Raw genomic sequence first — 24,155 nt, 5'->3', positions numbered from 1 at the left:
TTGGTATTGGCAATGGGATGGAGTCTTGCTGCTTGTAGTGGAAAGCAAACATCTCAGGAAACTACTAATAATAACGATAAAAATAAAAAAGAGATACATGCGAATAAAAAAGATGTTTTACCTATCTCTGATCCTAATGATTGGAGAATTATTCTTGTAAATAGAGAGCATATGTTATCAAAGGAACTAGGAATTGAATTAACAAGTATTACCCAAAATGCTAAGCCGAATATGAAAATAGATAGTAGAATTGCAACTTCCTATCAGGATATGGTAGCGGCTGCAAAAAAAGAGGGAATCAATCTTTATTTAAGATCAGGTTATCGAGCTATAAAATTACAACAAACGTATTATGATGCTTCAGTTAAAAGCTATAAATCGCAAGGTTTGTCGGATAAAGAGGCTAGTGCTAAAGCATTGGAATATCTTCAGTATCCTGGTGCAAGTGAACATCATACTGGATTAGCGTTAGACATTATTTCAGTTGAATGGCAGAATACTGTAGAAGATTTAAATGCAAAATTTGAAACTACCGATGCATTCAAATGGTTAGATAAGAATGCTGCAGAGTATGGATTTACTCTCCGCTATCCAAAAGATAAAGAGAATATTACTGGCATTAAGTATGAGCCATGGCACTATCGTTATGTAGGAAAAGAAGTTGCTGTTTATCTAAAAGAAAAAGGGTTAACTTTAGAAGAATATAACGAAAAAATTAAGTCTGGTAAGTAAAAATACACTTTGATTCTATTAAAAAGTCAGATTTGGAGGGTGTGTTAATCTTCCTCCTAGAATTACGAAAACTGTGTATGATAATGTAAGCACGTATGAACCAGTTATCGTGTGAAACGATGTATGTATAAAAAAGTTACATTTATAAAAGAAGCAATGAAAAAGGATCTGATATTCATATCAGATCCTTTTTCATTCACAACATAGAATACTTACTTAACTAAGCTTTAAAGACTGCCTGCTTTTCAGGTACTATAATAGTAACCTCGCTTTTTTATTTTGGATGTTCGTTTTTCTTAGCTTGATAGACATGTGGAAGTAGTTCAAACAATGCGATTAGCATTTTTTTGTTTGCATGATTTGTGCACCGGATATTCACTATTGATTTCAGTTCAGTAATAACGAATTCTACAATAGATGACAGAACGTATATTTGGTATAATGGAAATATACTACTTAAAATAATGTACATGAGTTATAAAATCTATGTAAAGAGGTAAGGACTACATAACAATAACTAAATGTAAAAGTTCTAGTACATATAGGATTCAGTTCATGTTAAGCAAATTCGTTATGAGAAAGGAAAAGATGTAATGAATCAAATTTCATTTGAAGATTTATTTGAAGACGAAAAAGAAGATAAAAAAGAAAAGGTAGAGGTAGCCGAAATACCTGCACCTTTATCAGCATTGCAAAAAGATATATTGGAATTAATGGATTCTGAAGAAATAAGTGCACTGGAGCTATGCGAACAATTAATACGATCTGGTAAAATATCAGATGAAAGATTTACAACGAATAAGCCAAAAGCATATGGAAAAGTATGCTTAGCATTGGAAGGTTTTGTTACAGAAGGAAAGCTTACTTTTGTTAAAAACGATGAGAAAAGAGATAGGGTGTATAAAGTGAAAGAAGAAATTTCTAACATATAAGTTGTAAAGAGGGAAATGAATGATTTTTAGGGAGGTAGTCCATTTTCTACTTCTACATTAAAAAAAGGTGCCAATCTTTCTTGATTGACACCTTTTTTAATAATCTAACATCTAACGTATTTACGTTTGAAACCAACTCTTCCTCTATCGACTTCTTTCTGAATACTTTCGGAAGCATTTAACAAACTGCTTTTTTTATTATCACGTTTTACTTCAACTATACCAACTTCTTTTGCAGTCTCGACTGCTTTTTCGTGTAGTGGCACATATGAAATTGCTACAGTATTTATAAAATTATTCATAGCAGATTTTGTTCGTTCTGGCGCAGCATGAATTGTATTTTTTACAATTTCAAGCATATCGGAAATTTTGCTTTCGGCAAATTCATTGTCTTTGCGATTTCCTAAAAGCCAGCAGTAGCAACTCCAGCCCGCTGACATTCGTAGCTCATCCCCACTTGCAATCCATTTATCCGCAACGTCTTGGGCGATAGTTGACTCCGATAAAGTTACTGCTACCACATAATCAGATAGCATATAAAAATATGCCCCGTCCATCCAGCGATCAAAATCAGACTCATTCATAGCTTTTGGATCTGCAATAATGCCTGCAAAGTACATAGCATCGTAGTTACCTGTAGCATAAAGTTCCTCAGCTAACTCTTGATTTACTTTTATTTTCTTAGCGATTGGTTTCATAGCACCTGTAGCTACGCCAAAAACCGGCTCGTGTGCACCGTTAGAGATGTATGTTTTTTTCGTTCTTTCCTTACCAAGGGCTTCAAGCTCTTGCATGACTGTTTTAAAATCCATAGCTGTGCACTTCCTTCCTTAATATAAGTAATCATCTAGTTTATATATTTTCAATTCTAATACTAATCGTATGTGAGTAGGATGTCTACTTTCTATAATATTCCCGTATTAATTTTGAAAGCCTAGCTATTCATACTTATGAGGGTACTATATTAATGTAAAGGGAGGGACAATACGGATGTAAATAATATTTTATCTTTGGCTCTTTCTCTGTATTATCATGTTATTTTATAATAAGGAAATAAATAGCATTTTAAATTAAGTATGTGAGGTTAGTTATAAATGATAAAGAAATTTACTAGAGTAGTATTAACTATGGTTATGCCAATCAGTCTTATTACAGGTTGTGGAGCTGCTGAAAAAACTGAAGCACAAAAGCCGAAAGGGGTACAAAAGGAGAAAAAGGACTATACGGATTACTCATATGGTAGCAAAGGTATACTAGTAAGCGGAAAAGCGAAAGAACGGCAACAATACGAGATTGGATATATAGATGATAACAAGTTAATTGGGATTGATGAAAATATTGAAGACTGCATTATTTTAGATAATAAAGATGAAGTAGGTCTCATTTGGAAACAAATAGAGCGTGGATCTATTATTGAAGTGCAATACGGTAAGGATCGCAATGATATTGTAGGCGTGCAATTCGTAGGAGATCGTGAGCCATACGAAATTAGTGATAAGTTTGATCGAAATACGATAAACGAAATTGTCGGACAAGTTAAAGGTAATTTGTAATAGTATATAATGTGAAAGAAATAGCATTTACTATAGCTATTAAAGTATGGATTGTTGAAAATGCTTTTGACGGTATTGGTAATTAGTTGTAAAATAATTTTTGTTGACGGATTTTGTAAAAAGTATGTTAGATGAAATTCATTTGTAGGGATGACATATAAATATTTTCTTAACGGGCATAAAATAATATAATTTAAATATATAAATAAAAAGAAAATATATTAGAAGTACATAATAGATTTGTATTTTTAAAATTAATGTGACAACAAAAGGAGGTTGAGATATATACACGGCGAAAATGTGTGTATATCTATTTATAATAATGAATAAGACAATCAAACAACAAGTAATCGCACTATCAACAAGTCTAGTGATTTTAGGGAGTGTACCTTTATCAGCATCAGCAGAAGAGATAAACAAAGCTCAAACTGATCAACTAAATATTGCCCAAGGAGAACATGGAACGAGCGGATTAAATTATTCTAATTTCAAGTTGGAAGTTCCTGATTATGTACAAGTTAACGAAGCAGAAGTATCTGAAAATGAAAAAATGCTTTTAGAAGAATATAAGCATAAACATGATGAAACAGAAGAATTAAACAAAATGAAAGATGCAAAGAAGGGGCAAGTAGCAGAAAAGGAAGCTATTTTAAATATTGAAAAGGCATTTGAATCTGTAGATGGTCGAAATGATGGATCTGATCGTCAAATGAAACCTGTTGCAAAGCCAAGAGGTATTCAATATAGTGCACCGAGTACGAAGAAATATGGAACACTTGCAGGAGTTCTATTTGTAGAGTGGATTGTTCCAGCAGGAAACTCTGATATTCGTCCTGCAAATCCGATGAAAGCACGTTACATTACAATCCATGAGACGGCAAATACGGCCGCTGGTGCTAATGCTGAAAATCATGCGAAATATTTGTATAAACAAGCAACAGAGGGGACGTTCCGAACAGCTTCATGGCATTTTACAGTAGACGATAAACAAATTTATCAACACTTACCAACAAACGAAAACGGTTGGCATGCAGGAGATGGAGATGGATCAGGAAACAGGGAGTCTATCGGTATCGAGATCGCGGTTAACCAAGACGGTGATTACAATAAAGCTTTAGAAAATGCAAAACGACTTGCGGGTTATTTAATGAACAAAGAAGGAATTGGTGCAGATCATATTTACAAGCATCAACAATGGAGCGGGAAAAAATGTCCTGACATTTTAATTTCACGTGGTAATTGGGCTGGTTTCGTACAAGGAATTCAGTGGTATGCAAATATAAATGCGCAGATTGATACTCCTTTACAAGATAAAAATGACTCATTTAATCCAAATGAAAATAATCCAGCTGAACCTAGCATGGAACTAGTGGTAAATGGTAGTGGCATCAATGTACGTAGTGATGCGGGTATTGAACATCGTGTTGTACGTAAAGCTTCAAACGGAGATCGTTACAAAGTATTAGCGGTTAAAAATGGTTGGTATAAAGTAGGTAATGGAGAATGGATTTTCTATGACCCAAGTTGGATTAAAATTAACTACAATGTACCAAAGGAAGAGGTACAAAAGCCTAAGGAAGAAGTACAAAAACCAAAAGATGATATTACAGGTGGCTGGTTTGAAGGGCATATTCGTAAATTAAACAGTCTAGGTATTATGCAAGGCGAAGGCAATGGTGTATTTGCGCCATATCGAAATGTAACGAGAGCGGAGTTTGCGAAATTAATCTCGAATGCTCTTAAACTACCAGAGGGAAATAAGTCATTTGTAGATATTAATGAGGCACATCCATCACTTCATGACGGTATTAAACGTTGTGCAAGTGCAGGAATTATTAATGGTCGTGGTGAAGGGGTTTTTGATCCTAACTCACCAATTACTCGTGAAGAAGTATCTATTATGATTGACAAAGCATTACGATACAAAGGAATTCCAGGTGAGTTAGTAGCATTACCATTTACAGATAAGCATTTAATAACATATAAAGAATCGGTTCAACGATTATACAGCTTAAAGGTAGTTAATGGTGTTGGAAATAATGAGTTTGATCCCCGAGGTACAGCGACTCGTGGTCAGGCAGCTGCTTTTATTGTGAAGATGTTAGATTCAATGCAAAAATAAAACTTTAATCAGTGGGGCCACTCGCGTTGCAATCGAGCAGTTTATTCACCGAATTTTGAAATGAGGGTTTTACTGCCTGCAAATAGCAGAATAAATTGTATGTAGAAGCTGACATTGGTAGAAGTAAAAAATAAGAAGAATTTGAAAGGAGCTATCCAAAATAATAATTTGGAATAGCTCCTATTTAGTAGGAAGAACAAATTGTATTTCATAGATTGTAATGCAGAATGCCCTTCCAAGCCCCTCATAAGTCCCTACCAAGTAATAAATCACTAAGAAAAAACAAAAACAAAAACAACTACAAGAACAAAACAAGCACGAAAAAATGAAACCGGCGTTGTAGTAGTAAAAAAAATTGTAATTCGAATGCCAAAACCATTCCCGCATTCCTATTTTTATAATGAAGGATTAAAATCTTCCTATTTACTAGCAAAGAGTGGAGGGAAACATATGGCGGTATACCGTAATGTGCAGGTGAACTTTTGGCAAGATGAATTCATATTAGATTTAACGCCAGAGGAGCGTTATTTTTACATATATTTGTTAACTGGTACGAAAACGAAGCAATGTGGTATTTACATATTACCGAAGCGTGTGGCAGAGCTTGAAACAGGTTATAGTATGGAGACTGTTGAGAAGTTGCTAAACAGGTTTGTTGAGTATGGAAAGATTTTATATGATACGGAAACGAAAGAGGTATTCATAATAAACTGGTTACACTATAACCCTATTTCAAATACGAATGTAGAAAAGTGCGTATTACGTGAGTTAAAGACTGTAAAAAGTAATGAGTTCATACATATCTTTTTACGTAAATGCCTTGAAGAAGAATACACGATTCCATTATTATTGCAGCATTTTGGTATGCCAAAAGAAGAGGATAATAGTAGTTCACAAGTAGTTATTGAAGAGAAAGAAGAAGCGGAAGAGGTAGAAAGTATAGAAGAGAACGTTCCAAATAGTGAAGTTTATAAGTTTTATGAACAAAATATTAGTAGTTTATCCCCATATATTGTGAAAGAATTGAAGAATTGGATACAAAGACTTTCTGGAGAGAAAGTGTTAGAGGCACTTAAAATTGCGTTTGAAAATAATAAGAAAACGTTAGCTTATGTGAAGGGGATTTTGAGGAATTGGTGTAGCAAAAAGTTAAAGGGTTTTAGTGGGGAGAAGTGTGTAATGGGAAGTTTAGAGAGAAGGAAATGTATGTTGAGTAGTGTATTTTAATTTACATTAATTTAATGTAGAATGTACGTTCGTTTTTTGTGGGTTTTATGCTATACTACCATTAAATAAGGGTATTTTTATAATAGATAAAAAGATGCGGGGGGTACAAAGTTTGACTACTAGTACATCTGAGTTGTTTCAATATATTAATATGACAGAAGAACAGGAACAATTATCACTACGATATTTACAGACAAAAGAAGAAGAGATTTTAAAAGATATTGAACTAACGACGATTCGTGATCAAAAAAGAAGCGATTTTGCGGAGCGATTTATAAACGATTTTAGGAAAGTACATAAACAAGATCCGGGTTTCTTTCGGTTATTTTATCATATACTCGAGGAGCAATTATTAAATGTTCTTGTAGTCCGTTTTGCGCATGTCAGTTTTTCTAAAATGAAGGTTTATTTAGAAAAAAGTGCACTACCTTTGGACAAACTTGTAGCAATTGCATGTAGGTATTTATCTAGTATTTCAAGTTACGTCAATGAAGCAGATGTTTTTCTTAGAGAGTTAACAAAAGAGAAACCGAACTATATAGAGGAACAATTACATACTTTACCAACTAAACAGCAATTAACATTACTTCTCGTAATGTTTGATGTAGAGTATGAAAAGTTTCGTACATATAGTTCTTTATTGAATGAGAGGTTAGAAGAACATACAGAATTTATATTGAAACTGCTAGGGGAAAAGGAAAAGGAAAAGGTTGAAGCAGTTAAACGGTATTTAAAAGGTGAAGATGATAGTGAAGTATTTATAGGTGGGAATTTACCGGAACATATTTGGCGGCTATTATTTTGTGTTCATAAACATTCGAATGTTGCGAGGCGATATATTGAGATATTGGCGAAGAAAAATGTTTGGGGTTTTATAAACTATGCAACACGTTATATGTGTCACACTCTCGGTCAGTCTCAAAACCACAAAAAAACTGGTAGTGTAAATAGAGAAACGTATGAAGAAATTCAAAGTTTTTGTACACAGTTTTGGATTTCTAAGGAAAGATTTTTTGCGCATCGTCTAAGGCAACATGATTTGAATAGTGAGGATTTTTGTAAGACGTATGAATATGAATTGCTATGCTTTATGTTGGAGGAAAACCCTGAATTTATTCAACAAACTTTGCAATATGTAAGTAAAATGAATTATCTCATCATCGCACGAACGCTAGCCGAAAAAGGATATGAGCTAAATAGAGGGAAAATGCGAGAAGAATTTTTTGTTGCTGCTTTGCAAATTAAATTGTCTACAGTGCGGGATACATATTGTGATTATTTACTAGGGAAGTTGTCACTTGAGGATATGGAGCAAATACTTAAAAATCCGAAATATAGAAGTATGTATTGGGGTATGCCGGTGTTAGAGGTTGCGCTTCTTTGGGATATAGATGATGTAGCGAAAAGGGAAGCTGTACTTACACTACAGTTTGGAGATGATGATAGTGTTAATTTATACGAACTTCTTTACGAATGTTCTGTCAGAGGAGTAGAGCCGAAACAAGTATTAGAAGATCTGCTTTCGTATGGGTTAAGTAAGGAAAAACTTATCGCTTATGCAGTTGAAGAAGCTGCATGCTACAGTGAAGAGAGAAATAAGGCGAAGGAAGCGCTTGTTTGTGTAATTGTAAAAGAACAAGCATATATAATTGAACGGTTTGATGAGTATTCTGCTATGGCAAAAGCATATATTTTAGAAGAGTTAGCAAAGGATAACATGGTTAAAATGCGTCCGATTTTAATTAAAAGCTTAGGAGATTCATCTAAAAAAATGCGTGAGTCTGTAGTTAAACTGCTTTCAAAAGATATAGAAGCTGCAGCAGATGTAGCAGTTGAACTTCATAATAAAAAGAAGATTGTTCGTGAAAATGTGATGAAAATACTAATAGAGTATAAGCTTGAAAAATATACGAAACTTGTACAGGAAGCTTTGCAAGAAAGTAAAAATGCATCTTTCGCAGGAAAATTGTCGTTTTTATTTCAAACGGAGGAAGAAAAGATCGAAGAACTATGTGCACGTATTTTAACGGAACAAACAAGAAATTCACTTCTGCAATTGATTGGGGATGAGCAACAAATCCGTTTACGTGACTCTAATGAAATTGCTGATGCTGCAATTCCGTTAGCCTATTTACAACAGTATATTTCAGATGCTGTTATTGAGAAGAAAGAAACGGCAGAAGTAATTGGTAGAGCTTTAAATGAAGAGGACTTAAAAGAATATGTGCAAACAATATATCAAATATGGATTTCTCAAGACGCAGATGTGAAGAAGCGTGGAATTCTTTCGTTATACGGAATGTATAGTGACGACAAAATGGTCGACATACTTATAAAGCAAATTGATGAATGGGTGCTTCAAATGAGAGGAAAGATAGCAGCGGATGCCGTTCGTGCTTTAGGTTTGTCTTCATCTAAGCTTGCACTTATGTCTATTCATGCAATAGCATTTAAATATAAACATAAGCAAGTACGTAATGCAGCAAAAGAAGCCCTAAGTCTTGCTGCGAAAACACGTGGTATAACAGAGGAAGAGCTGGAAGATCAATTGGTGCCGGACCTTGGCTTTACTATACATGGTGAAAAGATAATTGATTTCGGGAATCGAAGTTTTACTGCCATTTTAACTACAGAGTCAAAAATTGAATTAGAGACAGAGGAAGGAAAACGTATGAAGTCACTTCCAAAGCCGAATGCAAAAGATGATGTAGAAAAGGCTGAAGAGGCTAAAAAAGAATTAGCCTCTTTAAAGAAGGAGCTCCGAACTACTCTTTCAATGCAAAAACAACGATTAGAAGCGGCACTTTCGTTAAAGCGTTATTGGTCACATAATGCATGGAAGTCTGTATTTATGGATAATTCAATTATGAAGCAATTTTCTATTTCACTCATTTGGGGTGAGTATAAGGAAGGGAAGTTGCTGAACGCATTCAGTTATGCAGAAGGTGGCGTGTTCTGTACAATTGAAGGGAAGAGTTATGAACTTTCATTTGGCACTGTTATTGGTTTCGTTCATCCGTTAGAATTGTCTGGGGCGGAGAAGGAATTATGGAAAGAGCAATTAGAAAGTGCGGGAATTGTTCAGCCGTTCCTACAAATTGAGCGTCCAGTGTTTGTAGTAGAAGAGAATGATGAGAGTGCTATTGAGAGATTTGGTGGTATTTTACTAAATGGTCGTTCGTTATTCGGTAAGATGACGAAGCTTGGATGGATCCGTGGATCTGTTCAAGATGGCGGTTTGTATTATACATTTTACAAAGAAGATACTTGTAACGGATTAGGAGTGCAATTGTCATTTAGCGGAGCGCCGATTGGTTATGAAGATGAAGAAGATGTATGTGTATTTGACATTCAATTTTATAAAGCAGGTACAGTGAATCGTGGTTCATATGAATACGATGAAATTGATGATGAAAGACGCATTGTACCAAAAGAAGTAGATAAACGCTTCTTTAGTGAAATGTTATATGATGTGCAAGTAGCGACAGGTGCAAATCTTGGGCATAATGAAAGTTGGCGTAGCAAACGATAAGAAAGACCCCCTTCATTGGTAGGAAAATGAAGGGGGTTTTTTAATGTTTTTAAAAGGTTCATTCTCAAAAAGAAGCGAATAGTGTGAGAAAGGGGTGGTTATATGGAGGTAGTTATAAAGAAGAAACGAAAAAGGGGAAGAAGAATTTTTATTTGGGCTAGTAGTATCGTTCTCTTGTTAGTTATTTCCGCTGCGATTTTTTTGAATATATATACGCTGAAATCTATGCCAAAGATAGATGGAACGATAAAGCTAGAGGATTTACAACACGCTGTTACGGTGAAGCGGGATAGTAAAGGTGTCCCGCATATTAAATCGGAAAATGCACATGATTTATATTTTTCACAAGGGTATGTACAAGCGCAAGATCGGTTGTTTCAAATGGATTTAAGTAGAAGACAAGCTTCTGGTATGTTAAGTGAAGTTGTTGGGGAAGCAGCTGTTGACCGAGATAAATTGTTTCGAACACTCGGTTTACGGCGAGCGGCAGAAGCTTCAGTTAGTCAATATGATGGAGAAGCAAAATATGCCCTGCAGTCATTTGCTGATGGGGTGAACGCTTTTATACGTGAGGCGAAAAAGGAAAAGAAATTACCAGTTGAGTTTACTATATTAGGTTATGAACCTGCTGAGTGGTCAATTGTTGATACTTTAACGATCGGGAAGTATATGGCGTTTGACTTAGGAGGACATTGGCATGGACAGGCGTTTCGATATTGGGCGCTGAAAAACCTTCCGAAAGAGCAAGCAAATGAGCTATTTCCTAAATATCCGAAAGATGCTCCTAGATTGCTAGCTGAACTGAAAAATACAAATGTGGACGTAGCGCAAAGTTTTTCAAAAACGATAATTCCGCCGGAGTTTAACGGTAGTAATAACTGGGTTGTGAGCGGTGAGAAGAGTGCATCAGGTAAGCCAATTTTAGCAGATGATCCTCATTTATCTCTTGCGACGCCTTCTATTTGGTATCAAACGAGACTTGAAATGCAAGGTTTAAATGTGAGTGGCGTTATTTTCGCTGGAGTACCAGGTGTTATATTAGGACACAATGACAAAATAGCGTGGGGCGTTACGAATACAGGGCCTGATGTGCAAGATTTATATATTGAGAAGAGAAATCCTAATAATGAAAATGAATTTCTGTATAACGATAAATGGGAGAAAGCTACCGTTGTAGACGAGTCTATTAAAGTAAAAGGCGGGAAGACAATTCCTTATAACGTTACAATTACGAGGCATGGACCAGTAATTTCAGAGTTTGCGAATAAGGGGAAGGAGAAAACGAAAACCGTATTCTCTTTAAAGTGGACAGCTTTAGAACCGTCAGCTGAGTTAAAAGCTGTATTAAATATGAACAAAGCAAAAGACTGGACGGAGTTTGAAACCGCTCTTCAAGATTTCCATACACCAACGCAAAACTTTGTGTTTGCATCAAACGATGGCACGATTGCTTATAAAGCGAATGGAAATATACCAGTGCGTAAAAAAGGCGATGGTAGCTTGCCTGTTCCAGGATGGACAGATGAATATGAATGGGAAGGATATATTCCATTTGATCAGCTGCCGAAAGTTATAAATCCGAAAGAAGGTTTTATTTCAACTGCGAATAATAAAATTGTTGATGATGATTATCCGTACCATATTAGCAATACGTGGGCACAGCCATATAGGCAAATGCGTATTCAAGAATTTTTGCAAGAGAAGGAAAAGTATACGGTGAAAGATTTAGAAGAGTTACAGATGGATCAAAAGAATTTATACGGGAAAGAGTTTACTCCTATATTTTTAAAAGAGTTAAATAAAGCATCTTTAAATGAGGTAGAGAAAGAAGGTGTAAACCAATTAACAAAGTGGAATTTTTACGATAGTAAAGATGAAGCGGCACCATTAATATTCCATTTATTAATGAAAGAGATTTCAAATACGTTATTTTCAAAAGAAATACCGAAAGATGTAATGGAGTTATTTAAAGGGAAGTCACAAGTTGTGGATGAATTAATCCGGAAACAAGTAGCAGGAGAAAATAGTGCATGGTTTTCTAAGTACGGAGGTTTCACAAAAGTTGTGCATACATCGTACGAGAATGTAATGAAGAAATTGCAGAAGGAATATGGACCCGATGTTGGGGCCTGGAAGTGGGGCGATTATCATCAACTCGCTTTTACACATCCAATTTCGAAATCATCTAGTATGTTAGCGTTACTCGCTTTTAATCGTGAGAAACCAGTTCCAATTGGCGGAAGTCAAGTTACCGTTCAAGCAGCGAGTTACGGCGATAACGGCATTGTAAATCACGGGGCTTCTTGGCGATTTGTTATTGATACGAAAGATATGTCAAACGGTTATCATATCGTAGGGCCAGGACAATCGGGACATTTTAGAAGCGATTGGTATCATGATCAAATAGATGATTGGGTAAGTGGAACGTATCATACGACTACATTGAATACGGAGGGAATAGAGGGGAAGGTGCTAAATTTAGAACCGAAGTGATAGGGTGTTTTTGTTTGTGGAGGGACTAGTAATAATCTTTTTGATAATGAAAGCTTATCATTTAGAACATAACCCAGTTCTTAAATAATTTTAACAGCCAGCCTACTATCATTTAATTTGATAGTAGGCTGTTTCCATCTTCGAAATACGCTGTAGCAACTTCTTCAGGATTACGATTATTTCCACATGCTGCAAGTGCTGTAACAAATAAAGCCATTACAACTATTAACATGATTATTCCAGTTTTGAGGGGAATTAGTTAACAAAGACCAGGTATTATTTGCAACAGAACGGTCCCTCTGTACCCCTTGTTTCGTCATTTTTCTACGCCATCCAACTTGACAAATGTTTTTTTATCAAACTACAATGAAAATCATTATCAATAATATAGGGAGGATACTTTTGTCAATAAATGAAAAACAATATATTTATAGGTTAATAACCAGATCTTGTTAAGTCGTATGTACTATTTTTAGTTTAGCGTTGCCCAGAATGTACACCAATTAATCTCGCGAATTACAAGAAAACTATTATTGAAATGAGGCGTGCATTGTGAAGTTGGACGTGAATGAGTTAGCAGAGTATCTTGCCAATAATCCTTTCCGAGTAGAAGGAGTATATCGTTATGCTAAAAATCCAGGTGTGCCTTGTGCTGAGTCTACAGATTCTTTCCCAGGATTTGTATTTCCACTTACAGGGAAGACGCAATTTCAATTTAATGGTACGCCGTATATCCTTTCCCCAGGAAAAGTTATACATGGGGGTGCAAAAATGACATTAGCCCATAAAATGCTTGGTGAAATAAACTGGGAATATATTCTTGTTTTATATCAGATAAGCAATTCAGAACGAGAAGACTCTGGCTTTACTCATCAGCATTTTGAATTATTAACAGGACAATCTCCTCGTCTTGTCGAATTACTTATGCGTCTTTGGGATGTGTATAATCAGCGTGGAGGCATTTCGATGCTTCAGACCGAAATGCTGTTTCGCGAAGCGTTGAATGAAGCTTTATTAAGTGTTGTCAATAGAGAAAACAACTATGAGTCGCATACTTTATTCGAACGAATATCTAGTTACGTTCGTAAATACTATTATAAAGATATTACAATACATACGCTTACAGAACAAAATAATGTTAATCGAAATCGTCTTTCTTACGTGTTTAGAAAGCATGCAGGTATGGGGCCAGCAGAATATGTATTGAACTATCGTATAAAGATGGCTCAAAAAATGTTATGTACAAGTGGTGTGCCTGTACAACAAATTGCGCAGGCTGTTGGAATCGCAGACCCTTTTTATTTTAGTAGAGTTTTCAAGAAGCGAGTTGGCATTTCGCCTACTAAATATCGCGAGAAGTTCATCAATAATCCATACTAATGTCAACAGGGGTCCATTCTTATTTGAAAATCACTGTTCTATACTTATGGAGAGTTAAAGGAAACATTGGATTGAAAGAACTTTCATTGAAATCACTCCTTTGTACTATCTGAATGAAAAGTTCTGGCCGGAGCATTTTCTTTTTAAGCGTAATGACGACTTTTTTACTTAGATTATTGTAATATAGTGGAAGTTAAAAATGAGGAGGGATTATTATCCATTACCAACCTATTAAACTAAATGACGAGTTATCTAAAATTAACGATTATTGGTATCCACGAGTGATTGGTGAAATGAATGATGATCAAATTCAGCTTTTTAAAGCTAATGGAGATTTTATATGGCATGAGCATCCTAATACGGATAAGCTATTTATTGTGCTTGAAGGGGAGATGTTCATCGATTTCCGTGATGGACAGGTGAAAATTTCTAAGGGCGAGATGTTTATTGTCCCGAGAGGCGTTGAGCATAAACCTTTCACTGAAAAGGAATCCCACATCATGTTGGTAGAGCCTAAAAGGGAAATGGATTGATAATCGTAAAAAGATAAAAAAGGAGCAGAAATCCGTTCCTTTTTTATTTATCTTACTATTTTTAGGAGCTTAGTATGAGTAAGATGTGAATAAAGGATGAATAGCATTTTTATCAATAAAAATTTATTGGATTTTTTGTGGAATATATATGAAACGTTGTATAAAATAATCAAGAAAGCCAAAAATTATAGGGGGAAAGTTGTGAAGAAAAATAAGAGTTTAATAAGTTTTTTAGGAGTGTTTATTATGTTGTTTTCTTTTTGTTTTCAAGGAAATGTACAGGCAGATGTAAATACTGTTCAATCTGGAAAAATCAAATCAGGAAACGTAACAGTATGGGAAGTTGGAAATGTAGCGAAAGTATTAGCGGATGTGGAGCGCTTAAATTTAAATACAGTAAATGTACCGATTCAAGTGGATATCCCGAATGTGACTTCTACGAATATGGTAATTAATCAAGCGCAAAAGCAACAAGCTATTATTTTAATTCAAGAATTATTAAAGCGTAATATTCAAGTTATAGTGGAACCGTTCCCGTATATTCAGCAGGGGAATGTTGGAGAGACAGAATGGAACCCAAGTAACATTAATGATTTCTTCTGGAATTGGAAGACGGTTATTCTGCAAGATATTTTTAATTCCATTACAAGTAAATACAATGTGTATGGACTAAAGATTGCTTCTAATTTCGTGAATATGGAGTATGCAGAAGGATACTGGAGCGATACAATTAATTTTGTTCGTAATCAGTATAAAGGAAATGTTTTGTATCAAATGAACTGGTGGTTAACAGCAAGTTGGGACTCTTCTTATGAAGCGAAGTTTAAAGAAAAAATCAATCGCCCGTATTTAAAAAAGGTGGATATTGTTAGCATAGATAGTTGGTTTGAAGTTTCAGGAAAAAGGAATCCAACATATGAAGAAGTGAAACAAAGTTTATTTGCGACAACAGTATATAATCGTGGGCAAAATGTTGTTCAGCAATTGGAACAATTACATAATGCAACAGGAAAGCCAGTTTACTTCGGTGGATTTAACGTTCCAGCACGTGAACTTGGATTACAAAATCCATGGAATCCAGATGTTTCAAATGTGTTTTCGAAAGATGTACAATTAAATGGATGGCGTGCTTACCGCGATGTATTAGAACCGAAACCATATTTTAAAGGTTTTTCAATTTGGTTTATTGGCTCTAATGATAGTACACATCCGTATCAAATACATAGTAAAGAAGCAGAGGCAGTTATTAACGGGTGGTACCGAAAATAAATTTTATAAAATAGGTAAGTTTTAAAGTTTACTACATATATTTCTAGTGAAAGGCCTTTCACCATCTTATCACCTAGGGGGCAATCATAATGAAATTTTTGTCTTACCTTACAGTAATTTTGGTGATTCTTGGCGGTTTGAATTGGTTATTTGTAGCGTTAGATTACAATGTAGTTGAGAAATGGTTTGGTTCTATGCCGGCGCTTGTGGACACTATTTATTGGCTCATTGGTCTCTCTGCTATTTATCAAATTTTTGATCGGTTCTTTACGAACGATTAGCTATTATTCTTTCATTATTAGAGTGTTAAGTACGATTATGTACTTAACACTTTTTTATATGTTCATAAAAAAGTCTGCACTTGCAAGCGATTCCATCGCGTCTTGCGCCGTAATAATAGAAAACAAATTGACCACATATTATATTTCGGGTTATAATTCAGAAAGTTTAAAAAATAATCCGATGAGAAATAGGGAGGTTATGAGGGTAATGGAGAGAGTCTATAATTTTTCAGCAGGACCATCAATACTCCCTTTGCCAGTTTTAGAGAAAGTGCAAAAGGAGCTATTAAATTATAACGGGACAGGCATGTCTATTATGGAAATGAGTCATCGATCTTCTTATTTTCAAAGTATTATAGAGGAAGCGAGTAACTTACTTCGTGAATTAATGAGCATCCCTGATGAGTATGATATTTTATTTTTACAAGGCGGTGCGTCATTACAATTCTCTATGATACCGTTGAACTTAATGAATACGTATAAAAAAGCTGGATACGTACTAACTGGCTCATGGTCTAAAAAGGCATTGCAAGAAGCCGAAAAAGTTGGGGAAGTACAAGTGATTGCTTCTTCCGAGCAAGAGAAGTTTACTACGATTCCTAAACTGGACGGTTTATTAAGTGATGAAAAACTAGATTATGTACATATTACAACGAATAATACAATTGAGGGGACAAAATATGTGGAAATTCCACATGTAGAAAGAGTGCCGCTCGTTGCGGATATGTCCTCAAATATTTTATCAGAGAGATATGATGTTTCGAAGTTTGGTCTTATATATGCGGGGGCGCAAAAGAATTTAGGACCTGCGGGTTTAACGATTGCTATTATAAAAAGAGATTTAATTGGGGGAGCAGATCGCTCTTGTCCGACAATGTTAAATTATGAAACTTACAGTAAAAATAACTCCTTATATAATACACCGCCATCCTTTAGTATTTACGTAACAAAACTTGTACTAGAGTGGTTGAAAGAGCAAGGCGGAGTATCTGCGATTGAAGAACAAAATAAAATGAAATCTTCACTTATTTATCATTTTTTAGATGAATCTAAATTGTTTACTTCACCAGTTGACCCTGCGTATCGATCACTTATGAACATTCCATTTACAACACCGTCAGAAGAACTTAATAATGAGTTTTTACAAAAGGCGAAGGAACGCGGTTTCGTTACGCTAAAAGGACATCGCTCAGTCGGCGGTATGCGTGCAAGTATTTACAATGCGATGCCAGTGGAAGGTGTAAAACAATTAGTAGATTATATGAAGGAATTTGAGCTTGAGAATAGATAGGGAGATGGGGATATGTTTCGTGTTCAAACGTTAAATCAAATTGCAGAAAAAGGTTTACAAGTTTTTACTGAAGAACGTTATGAAGTAGGGGATAAAATCAATCACCCAGATGGGATTTTGCTTCGTAGCTACTCTTTACATCAAGAAGAGTTTTCAAAAGACTTAAAGGCGATTGCAAGAGCTGGCGCTGGTGTAAATAATATTCCTGTCGAGCGATGTACAGAAAAAGGAATTGTAGTATTTAACACGCCGGGGGCAAATGCAAACGCTGTAAAGGAACTCATTATTGCCAGTCTTATTATGTCTTCACGTAACATTATTAATGGTGTAAGTTGGACGAAAAACTTAGAGGGTGAAGAAGTACCACAGCTTGTTGAATCAGGAAAAAAACAATTTGTTGGATCAGAAATTGCAGGGAAACGTCTAGGTGTTATCGGACTTGGCGCAATTGGTGCTTTAGTTGCGAACGATGCGTTAGCATTAGGGATGGATGTTATCGGATATGATCCTTATATTTCAGTTGAAACAGCTTGGCGTCTTTCTACACATGTGCAAAGAGCATTTAGCCTTGATGAAATTTTTGCAACGTGTGATTATATTACACTGCATATTCCTCTTACGAATCAAACGAAGGGGATTATTGGGGAACACGCTGTAGAGAAGATGAAAAGAGGGATGCGTCTATTTAATTTCTCTAGAGGAGAACTTGTAGATGAAAAGGTTCTTCAAAAAGCATTAGAAGAAGATATTATTACACATTACGTAACGGACTTCCCAAATGAAAATGTAATAAAGATGAAAAATGTAACAGCGACGCCTCACCTTGGTGCATCTACGTCTGAATCAGAAGAAAATTGTGCAGTAATGGCAGCACGTCAATTACGTGAATATTTAGAGACAGGAAATATTCGTAATTCAGTAAACTATCCAAACGTAGAATTGCCGTATATCGGAAAGAAACGAATTACAATTATGCATCAAAACGTTCCAAACATGGTAGGACAAATTACAGGATGTTTAGCAGAACATCATATTAATATTGCCGATATGATTAATCGTAGTAAACATTCTTGGGCATACACAATGATTGATATCGATAACGGAATTGATGATATAATAAAAGAGAATATTGTAGAAAATATAAGCAAAATTACAGGTGTTGTAGCCGTTCGAATGATTGTGTAAAGGAGAGAGGAATGTGGCAAAAATACGACCGTTTCGGGCCATTCGTCCAGTAGAGGAAAAAGCGGCACAAGTGGCAGCTTTACCGTATGACGTATTAAATAGTGAAGAGGCAAGGGAAGTTGTAAAAGGGAATCCATATTCTTTCTTGCATGTTGATAAAGCAGAAATTGATTTAGATCCTGAACTGTCACCGTATGATGATCGCGTGTATGAAAAAGCGGGCGACAATTTAAAGCAATTTATACGAGAAGAAGTGTTCATACAAGATGAAGAGCCAGCGCTATATATTTATGAACTGACGATGCAAGGAAGAACGCAGTCAGGCCTTGTCGTTTGTACATCTATTGATGAGTATGAAGATGATACAATTAAAAAACATGAAAGAACACGTCATGAAAAAGAGCTAGATCGTATTCGCCACGTAGATGTGTGTGACGCAAATACAGGTCCGATTTTTTTAACGTACCGTACAAAAGATGAAGTAAAGCATTTAATTAGGAGCTGGAAAGAAGAACATACGCCAATTTATACATTTACAGCAGAAGACGGTGTTAAGCATGTTGTGTGGAAGATTGTAGATGAAGATGTAATTACGACTTTAGTAAACGCATTTGAAGATATTCCTAATCTTTATATTGCAGACGGGCATCACCGTTCTGCATCAGCTGCAAAAGTAGGACTTATGCGAAGAGAACAATATCCAAATTACACAGGAGAAGAGGAATTTAATTTCTTCTTATCGGTTCTATTCCCTCATGATGAATTATCGATTTGGGATTATAACCGAGTTGTGAAAGATTTAAATGGCTTATCAGAGGAACAGTTTTTAAATCAAATTACGCAGTACTTTTATGTAGAAGAAGCAACTGTTTCTCCGTATAAACCAAATGAGCCCAAATCATTTGGTATGTATGTAAATGAGAAGTGGTATAAGCTTACTGTGAAAGAGGAAACGTTTGATGCGAATGATCTTGTTAGAGGTTTAGATGTATCTATCCTGCAAGATCATTTATTAAGCCAAGTGCTTGAAATACATGATCCGCGATCTGATTCACGCATCGACTTTGTCGGAGGAATCCGTGGATTAGAAGAACTAGAACGTCTTGTAAATAGCGGTGAATATAAAGTGGCGTTTTCACTATATCCGACATCAATGGAAGCTTTATTAGCAATCGCAGATGCCGGAGAAGTCATGCCGCCAAAATCAACGTGGTTTGAACCGAAACTGCGTAGCGGGTTGTTTGTACATTCTTTAAAATAAATAGACTTCTTTAGTTAGAAAAACCGAAATGATTTTTAGTTTCGGTTTTTCTTATTTTACAAGTGTTTTTGAGGAGGGGTATGAATGAAATTGCAAGTAGGCGAAAAAATCAACTTTGAACGAACTTTTACGAAAGAGGATGTTGCGTTATTTACAGAAGTATCGAAAGATGAAGGCGTTCATCATGTTACACCAGATGAGCAGGGAAGATTTGTTGTACAAGGGCTGTTAACATCAACATTGCCTACAAAAATTGGCGGTGATTATAACGTACTAGCTCGCAAAATGGATTTTGAATTTTTACGTCCTGTTTTTAGCGGCGATACGATTCGTTGTGACGTAACTATTGAACAATTTGAGCCTGATGAAAAAAATCGTACAAAAATTATTGCGACGTTTATATGTAGGAATCAACTTGAAAAGGAAGTTATGAAGGGGAGTTTTTCGGGGATTATTCTTTAATTAGTAAAAAAAGAAATGAATAGGTGGGGCATGATGTCTCTAGGGCGTAGATTTTTAATTCCCCCATGAAGAAAATTTTATGCATTGCTGAATACTGATAATATACTCTGTTCATTTTTAACTTGAATAAACTCGTCAACAAAAAGGACATTCCTAGTATTACAAGAAATGTCCTTTCCACTAAATTATAAGGTATTTTGCTGAAATTCAAACTCTAAAATTAGTTTACTAGTTTGACCTGTAAACTGATAATTATAGGATCCTCTCAGGTTTTCTAAGTTACCGGTAGCTTTAATAATTGTTCCTGGGGAATCTAAATTTCCTTTATCAAATATTCCTTGCTCTAGAGCTGTAAATGTTCCTTGTTGCCCCTTATAAATCCCTTCAAAGTGTAAAAATCCAGAAATTTTAGCAGTAGCTAAGTGACCATCATTTATATTTGAGTCTAAATAATATAATAAGTATTCAACAAAAGCCTTTCCTTTTAATTCCCCATCAATATCATATTCGACATGAGCAATATTAATAGGGAAATCTTTTTTATTATCATCGATTGGTTTTTCATCCCACTTACTTACTGTAAATGTTACTTCCATACACGTAATCTCCCTCCAATTATATACTTTTAAAAAGTACCAATTCACAGACATATCTCATAGGAGTGTTTTTATTCATTCCACGCCACTTTCCAAAATAGAGAAAGATTCATTTTCACAATTAATTTCTGCCATTGCACCGTAAGGTAAAATAAACTTCGGTTCAGTATGGCCAAAATTTAAATTATAAAGAATCGGCAAATCTTCTAAGTTATGTTCCTTCATAACCTGCAATATTTCCTGTTTATATTCTTCATAGTATTGTTCATCTTTCGGTTTACCAAAAATGATTCCTTTTGCTTTTTGCAGAATACCTTGTGCTGCATAATTTCGTAACCAATATTTTATATAACTTGGTTCTGGATGATCTTCAGAAGTTTCAAAGAAGAGAATACTATTCTCCCAATGTTTTTTCTCAGGCCAAAGTTCCGTTCCTTTTGCAAATTCCAATACTTCAATACAACCACCAATTAAGCGCCCCTGTACAGTGGTAGAGCCTTGAAGTAGCTCATATCCATTGTTTTGCTGCATCGTACGTCTTGTATCCTTATTTATTTCAATCCATTCTAAATGCTCACTTGTCCATTCATAAGCTGGTTGAATCTCTCCAATCGTTTCATTTGAAAAGAGAGTACGATTTACCATTTCAATTGTATATGGATCCATCTCTACATTTTCGGCAAAGTCGGTCAAAATTGCTGGACCGTATAAAGAGGAAAGCCCTGCTTTATGGCAAAATAAATGTGAAATAGTAACGTCAGAGTACCCCATAAAAATTTTCGGGTTTTCGCGTATCACATTAAAATCTATATAGGGAAGTAACCGGATGCTATCTTCACCGCCAATATTCGCGATAATTGCTTTCACGCGTGTATCTTTAAATGCTGTCATTATATCTTCCGCACGATCCTCTGGATTGTTATAAAGGTATTCGCTACCTTTTAAGCTATTTGGCATTGGGATAACCGTAAGACTAAAAACTTCTTCTAATCTTTTTACTCCTTGTTCATATCGCCATCTTATTTCAGAATCACCTGCACCGCCCCATGAAGGACTTACTGTTGCTACGATATCTCCTGGCTGTAATCTCTTTGGCTTTATTAACATATGAATCCCGCTCCTATATAATTTAATGAACTACGGCTATACAAACCGTAGAGTTGAAGAACATTGTACATGACATTAGTTTCTCCGCCTTCAATAAGTTCACCTGCTGTAATTTGAGAATTTAGTATTAGTGCTGAATATAGGAATAATTTACAAATATTTTTTGCTAAAATTTATATTTGAAAATCACAGTATGCATCATTGCATGAGGAAAACGGTTGTTATTTTTACAACCTGTAACTATAATGATTACAGGTTGGTCGATACCAATCAAAAAAAATAAAATTATCATGAATGGAGATGTTACATATGGGTATGAAAAAAATAATTTTAGCAGGTGCTTTAGGGATCGCAGCATTATCAGGAACAAATGTACCAGGATTAGAACTAACAAAAGCGAGTGCAGCTTCTATTGAATCGAATTTCTCGACGTTAGAAGGACGAGTAGTAGAAGTAGATAACGGTGTGATTGTTGTAAAATCTAAGCAATATGAGGAACCTGTTAGTGTGTATATTGATTCACTTTCAAACGTGAAAGTAGGAGATGAAGTAAAAGCTACTGGATCTATGATGCGTAATTTTACAGAATACATGGTTGCAACTGCAGTTGAAAATACAACAAACAAGTTAGGTATGCACATGAAAGAAGATGGCTCGCCCGATTATGTAATTGGAGAAGTATCAAAAGTAGGAACGATGGAAGATGAGGGAGACGGTGCTACTAAATATGTTGTAGTTGAGTATCCATCGCTAAACGGGAAGAAAGATATTATTGATGTTTTCTTAACAAAGGGACAAGTATTTAATGTGGGTGAGAAAGTGAAAATTGATATGAAGTATGTAGGGTGGGGCGGAAGTTCTATTAACTGGAACACAGTTGACCATATTGAAAAAGTTCATGAAGCAAAGACGAACGTTGAAAATAATGATGATGTATGGATTTGGTCTTAATAAGGCGAGTATAAGTCGTTATTTGCAATTTTCTCCAAACAATACATGTAAAAACTAAATGTATCATGCAGTACCCATCTAATTATCATTGCGTATGACAATTAGGTGGGTACTTTTTTATTTGAAATTTGTGCAAGTCAATGTTCAGCATTTCTTTTTAAGAGTAAATTACGGGTGAAATCAAAACTTTATTTGCAGTACATAATAAATAATGTTGATTTTTTATCTTATATTAAAATAAAAACAAACCACTGTTCGATTTGAATATTCCACGATATAATGGTGAGAGTTTATGACAGAATAAATATTTACATAAGAAGTGAGGTACTGTATGAAAAAAAGAACGACAGACATTATTTTTATTATTATCGGTGCATTTCTTTTTGCGTTAGGTGTCAATTTGTTTGTTATCCCGAATGAGTTTGGTGAGGGCGGGGTAACAGGTATCACGATTATTACGTACTATTTATTTGAATGGTCACCGGGTTTAGTTAACTTAATTTTAAATGCGATTTTGTTAATAGCCGGTTATAAATTTTTAAATAAGATTACAACAATTTATACAATCATTGCTGTAGTTACAAACTCACTATTTCTTCATTTGACAGAAGGTTGGACGATCGCTTCGGATGAAATGCTCGTAAATGCCATTTTCGGAGGAATATTTATTGGATGCGGGATTGGTCTAATCATTCGTGTTGGCGGAACAACTGCAGGTACTACCATCTTAGCAAGGATGACACATAAATATTTAGGATGGAGCATTAGCTACGGTCTACTGTTCTTCGATTTAATTGTTGCGTTTTCATCGTATTTCATCATTGGTGCAGAAAAACTGATGATAACAATTATTATGTTATATGTAGCAACGAAAGTGATGGAGTTTGTAATTGAAGGTTTAAATCCGAAGAAAGCCATTACGATTATTTCTGATAATCCGAATGAAATAGCCGGGAAGGTAACTACCTTAATGGGCAGAGGGGTTACTGTGTACTCAGGTCATGGCTATTACACGAAAACTCCGAAGGAAATTCTTTATGTTGTTATTAATAAGCAAGAAGTAGTGAAGCTAAAACGGATTGTTCAAACTACAGATCCGGCTGCGTTCATCGCTATACACGATGTTCGTGACGTATTTGGAGAAGGATTCGTTGATATTTCTAAAGCATAGAAATTATTTTTCATTAAAATAATCTTAATACTAAAACGTAAGAATCTATTTTGAATAATCTTTTTTCAAAATAGATT

At 35.2% G+C, this 24,155-nt stretch carries 20 protein-coding genes; 17 read left to right on the top strand and 3 right to left on the bottom strand.

Annotation, left to right across the window (positions count from 1 at the left end; translation table 11 throughout):
* Both BUA87_RS07965 and BUA87_RS07960 read left to right on the top strand, forming a co-directional pair.
* Complete coding sequence (locus BUA87_RS07965) at window positions 1-732, top strand: M15 family metallopeptidase (protein ID WP_000241993.1); 732 nt, start codon at window positions 1-3, stop codon at window positions 730-732.
* 593 nt (window positions 733-1,325) lie between these two features.
* Window positions 1,326-1,664: a DUF3895 domain-containing protein gene (locus tag BUA87_RS07960; protein ID WP_072939051.1), complete on the top strand. Its 339-nt coding sequence runs from the start codon at window positions 1,326-1,328 to the stop codon at window positions 1,662-1,664.
* A gap of 104 nt (window positions 1,665-1,768) precedes the next feature.
* Here the strand turns inward: BUA87_RS07960 and BUA87_RS07955 are convergent, their stop codons facing one another.
* Window positions 1,769-2,476, bottom strand: a complete 708-nt coding sequence (locus tag BUA87_RS07955) for a DNA alkylation repair protein (protein ID WP_000346347.1) — start codon at window positions 2,474-2,476, stop codon at window positions 1,769-1,771.
* A 282-nt stretch (window positions 2,477-2,758) separates the two neighbouring features.
* Between BUA87_RS07955 and BUA87_RS07950 the strand changes: the two genes are divergently transcribed.
* The 13 genes from BUA87_RS07950 (at window position 2,759) to BUA87_RS07880 (ending at window position 20,253) form a co-directional block, all read left to right on the top strand.
* Window positions 2,759-3,217 (top strand): hypothetical protein, encoded by a 459-nt coding sequence (locus BUA87_RS07950; RefSeq protein ID WP_000591650.1) that lies wholly within the window; start codon window positions 2,759-2,761, stop codon window positions 3,215-3,217.
* A gap of 322 nt (window positions 3,218-3,539) precedes the next feature.
* Complete coding sequence (locus BUA87_RS07945; protein WP_072939521.1) at window positions 3,540-5,339, top strand: S-layer homology domain-containing protein; 1,800 nt, start codon at window positions 3,540-3,542, stop codon at window positions 5,337-5,339.
* 450 nt (window positions 5,340-5,789) lie between these two features.
* Entirely contained in the window at window positions 5,790-6,566 is a 777-nt protein-coding gene (locus BUA87_RS07935) for a DnaD domain-containing protein (protein WP_071714301.1), read from the top strand.
* 112 nt (window positions 6,567-6,678) lie between these two features.
* A complete protein-coding gene (locus BUA87_RS07930; RefSeq protein ID WP_072939045.1) occupies window positions 6,679-10,098 on the top strand; it encodes a DUF4132 domain-containing protein in 3,420 nt (1,139 codons plus the stop codon).
* A gap of 102 nt (window positions 10,099-10,200) precedes the next feature.
* Window positions 10,201-12,591 carry a penicillin acylase family protein gene (locus tag BUA87_RS07925; RefSeq protein WP_065229095.1) on the top strand — a complete coding sequence of 797 codons (2,391 nt, stop codon included), beginning with the start codon at window positions 10,201-10,203 and terminating at the stop codon, window positions 12,589-12,591.
* Window positions 12,592-13,143: 552 nt separating this feature from the next.
* Entirely contained in the window at window positions 13,144-13,971 is an 828-nt protein-coding gene (locus BUA87_RS07920) for a helix-turn-helix transcriptional regulator (RefSeq protein WP_061660427.1), read from the top strand.
* 293 nt (window positions 13,972-14,264) lie between these two features.
* Window positions 14,265-14,504: a cupin domain-containing protein gene (locus tag BUA87_RS07910; protein WP_000997182.1), complete on the top strand. Its 240-nt coding sequence runs from the start codon at window positions 14,265-14,267 to the stop codon at window positions 14,502-14,504.
* A 201-nt stretch (window positions 14,505-14,705) separates the two neighbouring features.
* Window positions 14,706-15,773: a glycoside hydrolase family 113 gene (locus tag BUA87_RS07905; protein ID WP_000739781.1), complete on the top strand. Its 1,068-nt coding sequence runs from the start codon at window positions 14,706-14,708 to the stop codon at window positions 15,771-15,773.
* Between the two features lie 89 nt (window positions 15,774-15,862).
* On the top strand, window positions 15,863-16,054 hold the full coding sequence (locus tag BUA87_RS07900; RefSeq protein WP_000670804.1) for a DUF378 domain-containing protein: 192 nt from the start codon (window positions 15,863-15,865) through the stop codon (window positions 16,052-16,054).
* 208 nt (window positions 16,055-16,262) lie between these two features.
* On the top strand, window positions 16,263-17,345 hold the full coding sequence (gene serC / locus BUA87_RS07895; RefSeq protein ID WP_000442914.1) for a 3-phosphoserine/phosphohydroxythreonine transaminase: 1,083 nt from the start codon (window positions 16,263-16,265) through the stop codon (window positions 17,343-17,345).
* Window positions 17,346-17,357: 12 nt separating this feature from the next.
* On the top strand, window positions 17,358-18,530 hold the full coding sequence (locus BUA87_RS07890) for a 3-phosphoglycerate dehydrogenase family protein (RefSeq protein WP_000490222.1): 1,173 nt from the start codon (window positions 17,358-17,360) through the stop codon (window positions 18,528-18,530).
* 13 nt (window positions 18,531-18,543) lie between these two features.
* Entirely contained in the window at window positions 18,544-19,791 is a 1,248-nt protein-coding gene (locus BUA87_RS07885; protein WP_001063081.1) for a DUF1015 domain-containing protein, read from the top strand.
* 84 nt (window positions 19,792-19,875) lie between these two features.
* The gene (locus BUA87_RS07880) at window positions 19,876-20,253 is read left to right on the top strand and encodes a MaoC family dehydratase (protein WP_000776354.1); all 378 of its coding nucleotides are present in this window, start codon (window positions 19,876-19,878) and stop codon (window positions 20,251-20,253) included.
* 185 nt (window positions 20,254-20,438) lie between these two features.
* Here the strand turns inward: BUA87_RS07880 and BUA87_RS07875 are convergent, their stop codons facing one another.
* Window positions 20,439-20,849 carry a DUF3224 domain-containing protein gene (locus BUA87_RS07875; RefSeq protein WP_000454093.1) on the bottom strand — a complete coding sequence of 137 codons (411 nt, stop codon included), beginning with the start codon at window positions 20,847-20,849 and terminating at the stop codon, window positions 20,439-20,441.
* Between the two features lie 75 nt (window positions 20,850-20,924).
* Window positions 20,925-21,956 carry a S66 family peptidase gene (locus BUA87_RS07870; RefSeq protein ID WP_000905881.1) on the bottom strand — a complete coding sequence of 344 codons (1,032 nt, stop codon included), beginning with the start codon at window positions 21,954-21,956 and terminating at the stop codon, window positions 20,925-20,927.
* A gap of 309 nt (window positions 21,957-22,265) precedes the next feature.
* On the opposite strand from BUA87_RS07870, the gene BUA87_RS07865 reads away from it, so the two are divergent.
* Together BUA87_RS07865 and BUA87_RS07860 are read left to right on the top strand one after the other, a co-directional pair.
* On the top strand, window positions 22,266-22,907 hold the full coding sequence (locus BUA87_RS07865) for a F0F1 ATP synthase subunit alpha (RefSeq protein WP_016512568.1): 642 nt from the start codon (window positions 22,266-22,268) through the stop codon (window positions 22,905-22,907).
* A 331-nt stretch (window positions 22,908-23,238) separates the two neighbouring features.
* Entirely contained in the window at window positions 23,239-24,078 is an 840-nt protein-coding gene (locus BUA87_RS07860) for a YitT family protein (RefSeq protein WP_000747488.1), read from the top strand.
* The last annotated feature ends 77 nt before the right edge of the window (window positions 24,079-24,155 follow it).

Source organism: Bacillus sp. bc15 (assembly GCF_900142585.1).
GTDB classification, from domain to species: Bacteria; Bacillota; Bacilli; order Bacillales; family Bacillaceae_G; genus Bacillus_A; species Bacillus_A cereus.
This window is presented reverse-complemented; position numbering and strand designations above follow the sequence as displayed.

Coding starts and splice junctions, on each gene's coding strand:
- BUA87_RS07960 (WP_072939051.1), top strand. CDS start 1,326: ATGAATCAAATTTCATTTGAAGATTTATTTGAAGACGAAAAAGAAGAT.
- BUA87_RS07955 (WP_000346347.1), bottom strand. CDS start 2,476: ATGGATTTTAAAACAGTCATGCAAGAGCTTGAAGCCCTTGGTAAGGAA.
- BUA87_RS07950 (WP_000591650.1), top strand. CDS start 2,759: ATGATAAAGAAATTTACTAGAGTAGTATTAACTATGGTTATGCCAATC.
- BUA87_RS07945 (WP_072939521.1), top strand. CDS start 3,540: ATGAATAAGACAATCAAACAACAAGTAATCGCACTATCAACAAGTCTA.
- BUA87_RS07935 (WP_071714301.1), top strand. CDS start 5,790: ATGGCGGTATACCGTAATGTGCAGGTGAACTTTTGGCAAGATGAATTC.
- BUA87_RS07925 (WP_065229095.1), top strand. CDS start 10,201: ATGGAGGTAGTTATAAAGAAGAAACGAAAAAGGGGAAGAAGAATTTTT.
- BUA87_RS07910 (WP_000997182.1), top strand. CDS start 14,265: ATGAATGATGATCAAATTCAGCTTTTTAAAGCTAATGGAGATTTTATA.
- BUA87_RS07900 (WP_000670804.1), top strand. CDS start 15,863: ATGAAATTTTTGTCTTACCTTACAGTAATTTTGGTGATTCTTGGCGGT.
- serC (WP_000442914.1), top strand. CDS start 16,263: ATGGAGAGAGTCTATAATTTTTCAGCAGGACCATCAATACTCCCTTTG.
- BUA87_RS07890 (WP_000490222.1), top strand. CDS start 17,358: ATGTTTCGTGTTCAAACGTTAAATCAAATTGCAGAAAAAGGTTTACAA.
- BUA87_RS07880 (WP_000776354.1), top strand. CDS start 19,876: ATGAAATTGCAAGTAGGCGAAAAAATCAACTTTGAACGAACTTTTACG.
- BUA87_RS07875 (WP_000454093.1), bottom strand. CDS start 20,849: ATGGAAGTAACATTTACAGTAAGTAAGTGGGATGAAAAACCAATCGAT.
- BUA87_RS07870 (WP_000905881.1), bottom strand. CDS start 21,956: ATGTTAATAAAGCCAAAGAGATTACAGCCAGGAGATATCGTAGCAACA.
- BUA87_RS07865 (WP_016512568.1), top strand. CDS start 22,266: ATGGGTATGAAAAAAATAATTTTAGCAGGTGCTTTAGGGATCGCAGCA.
- BUA87_RS07860 (WP_000747488.1), top strand. CDS start 23,239: ATGAAAAAAAGAACGACAGACATTATTTTTATTATTATCGGTGCATTT.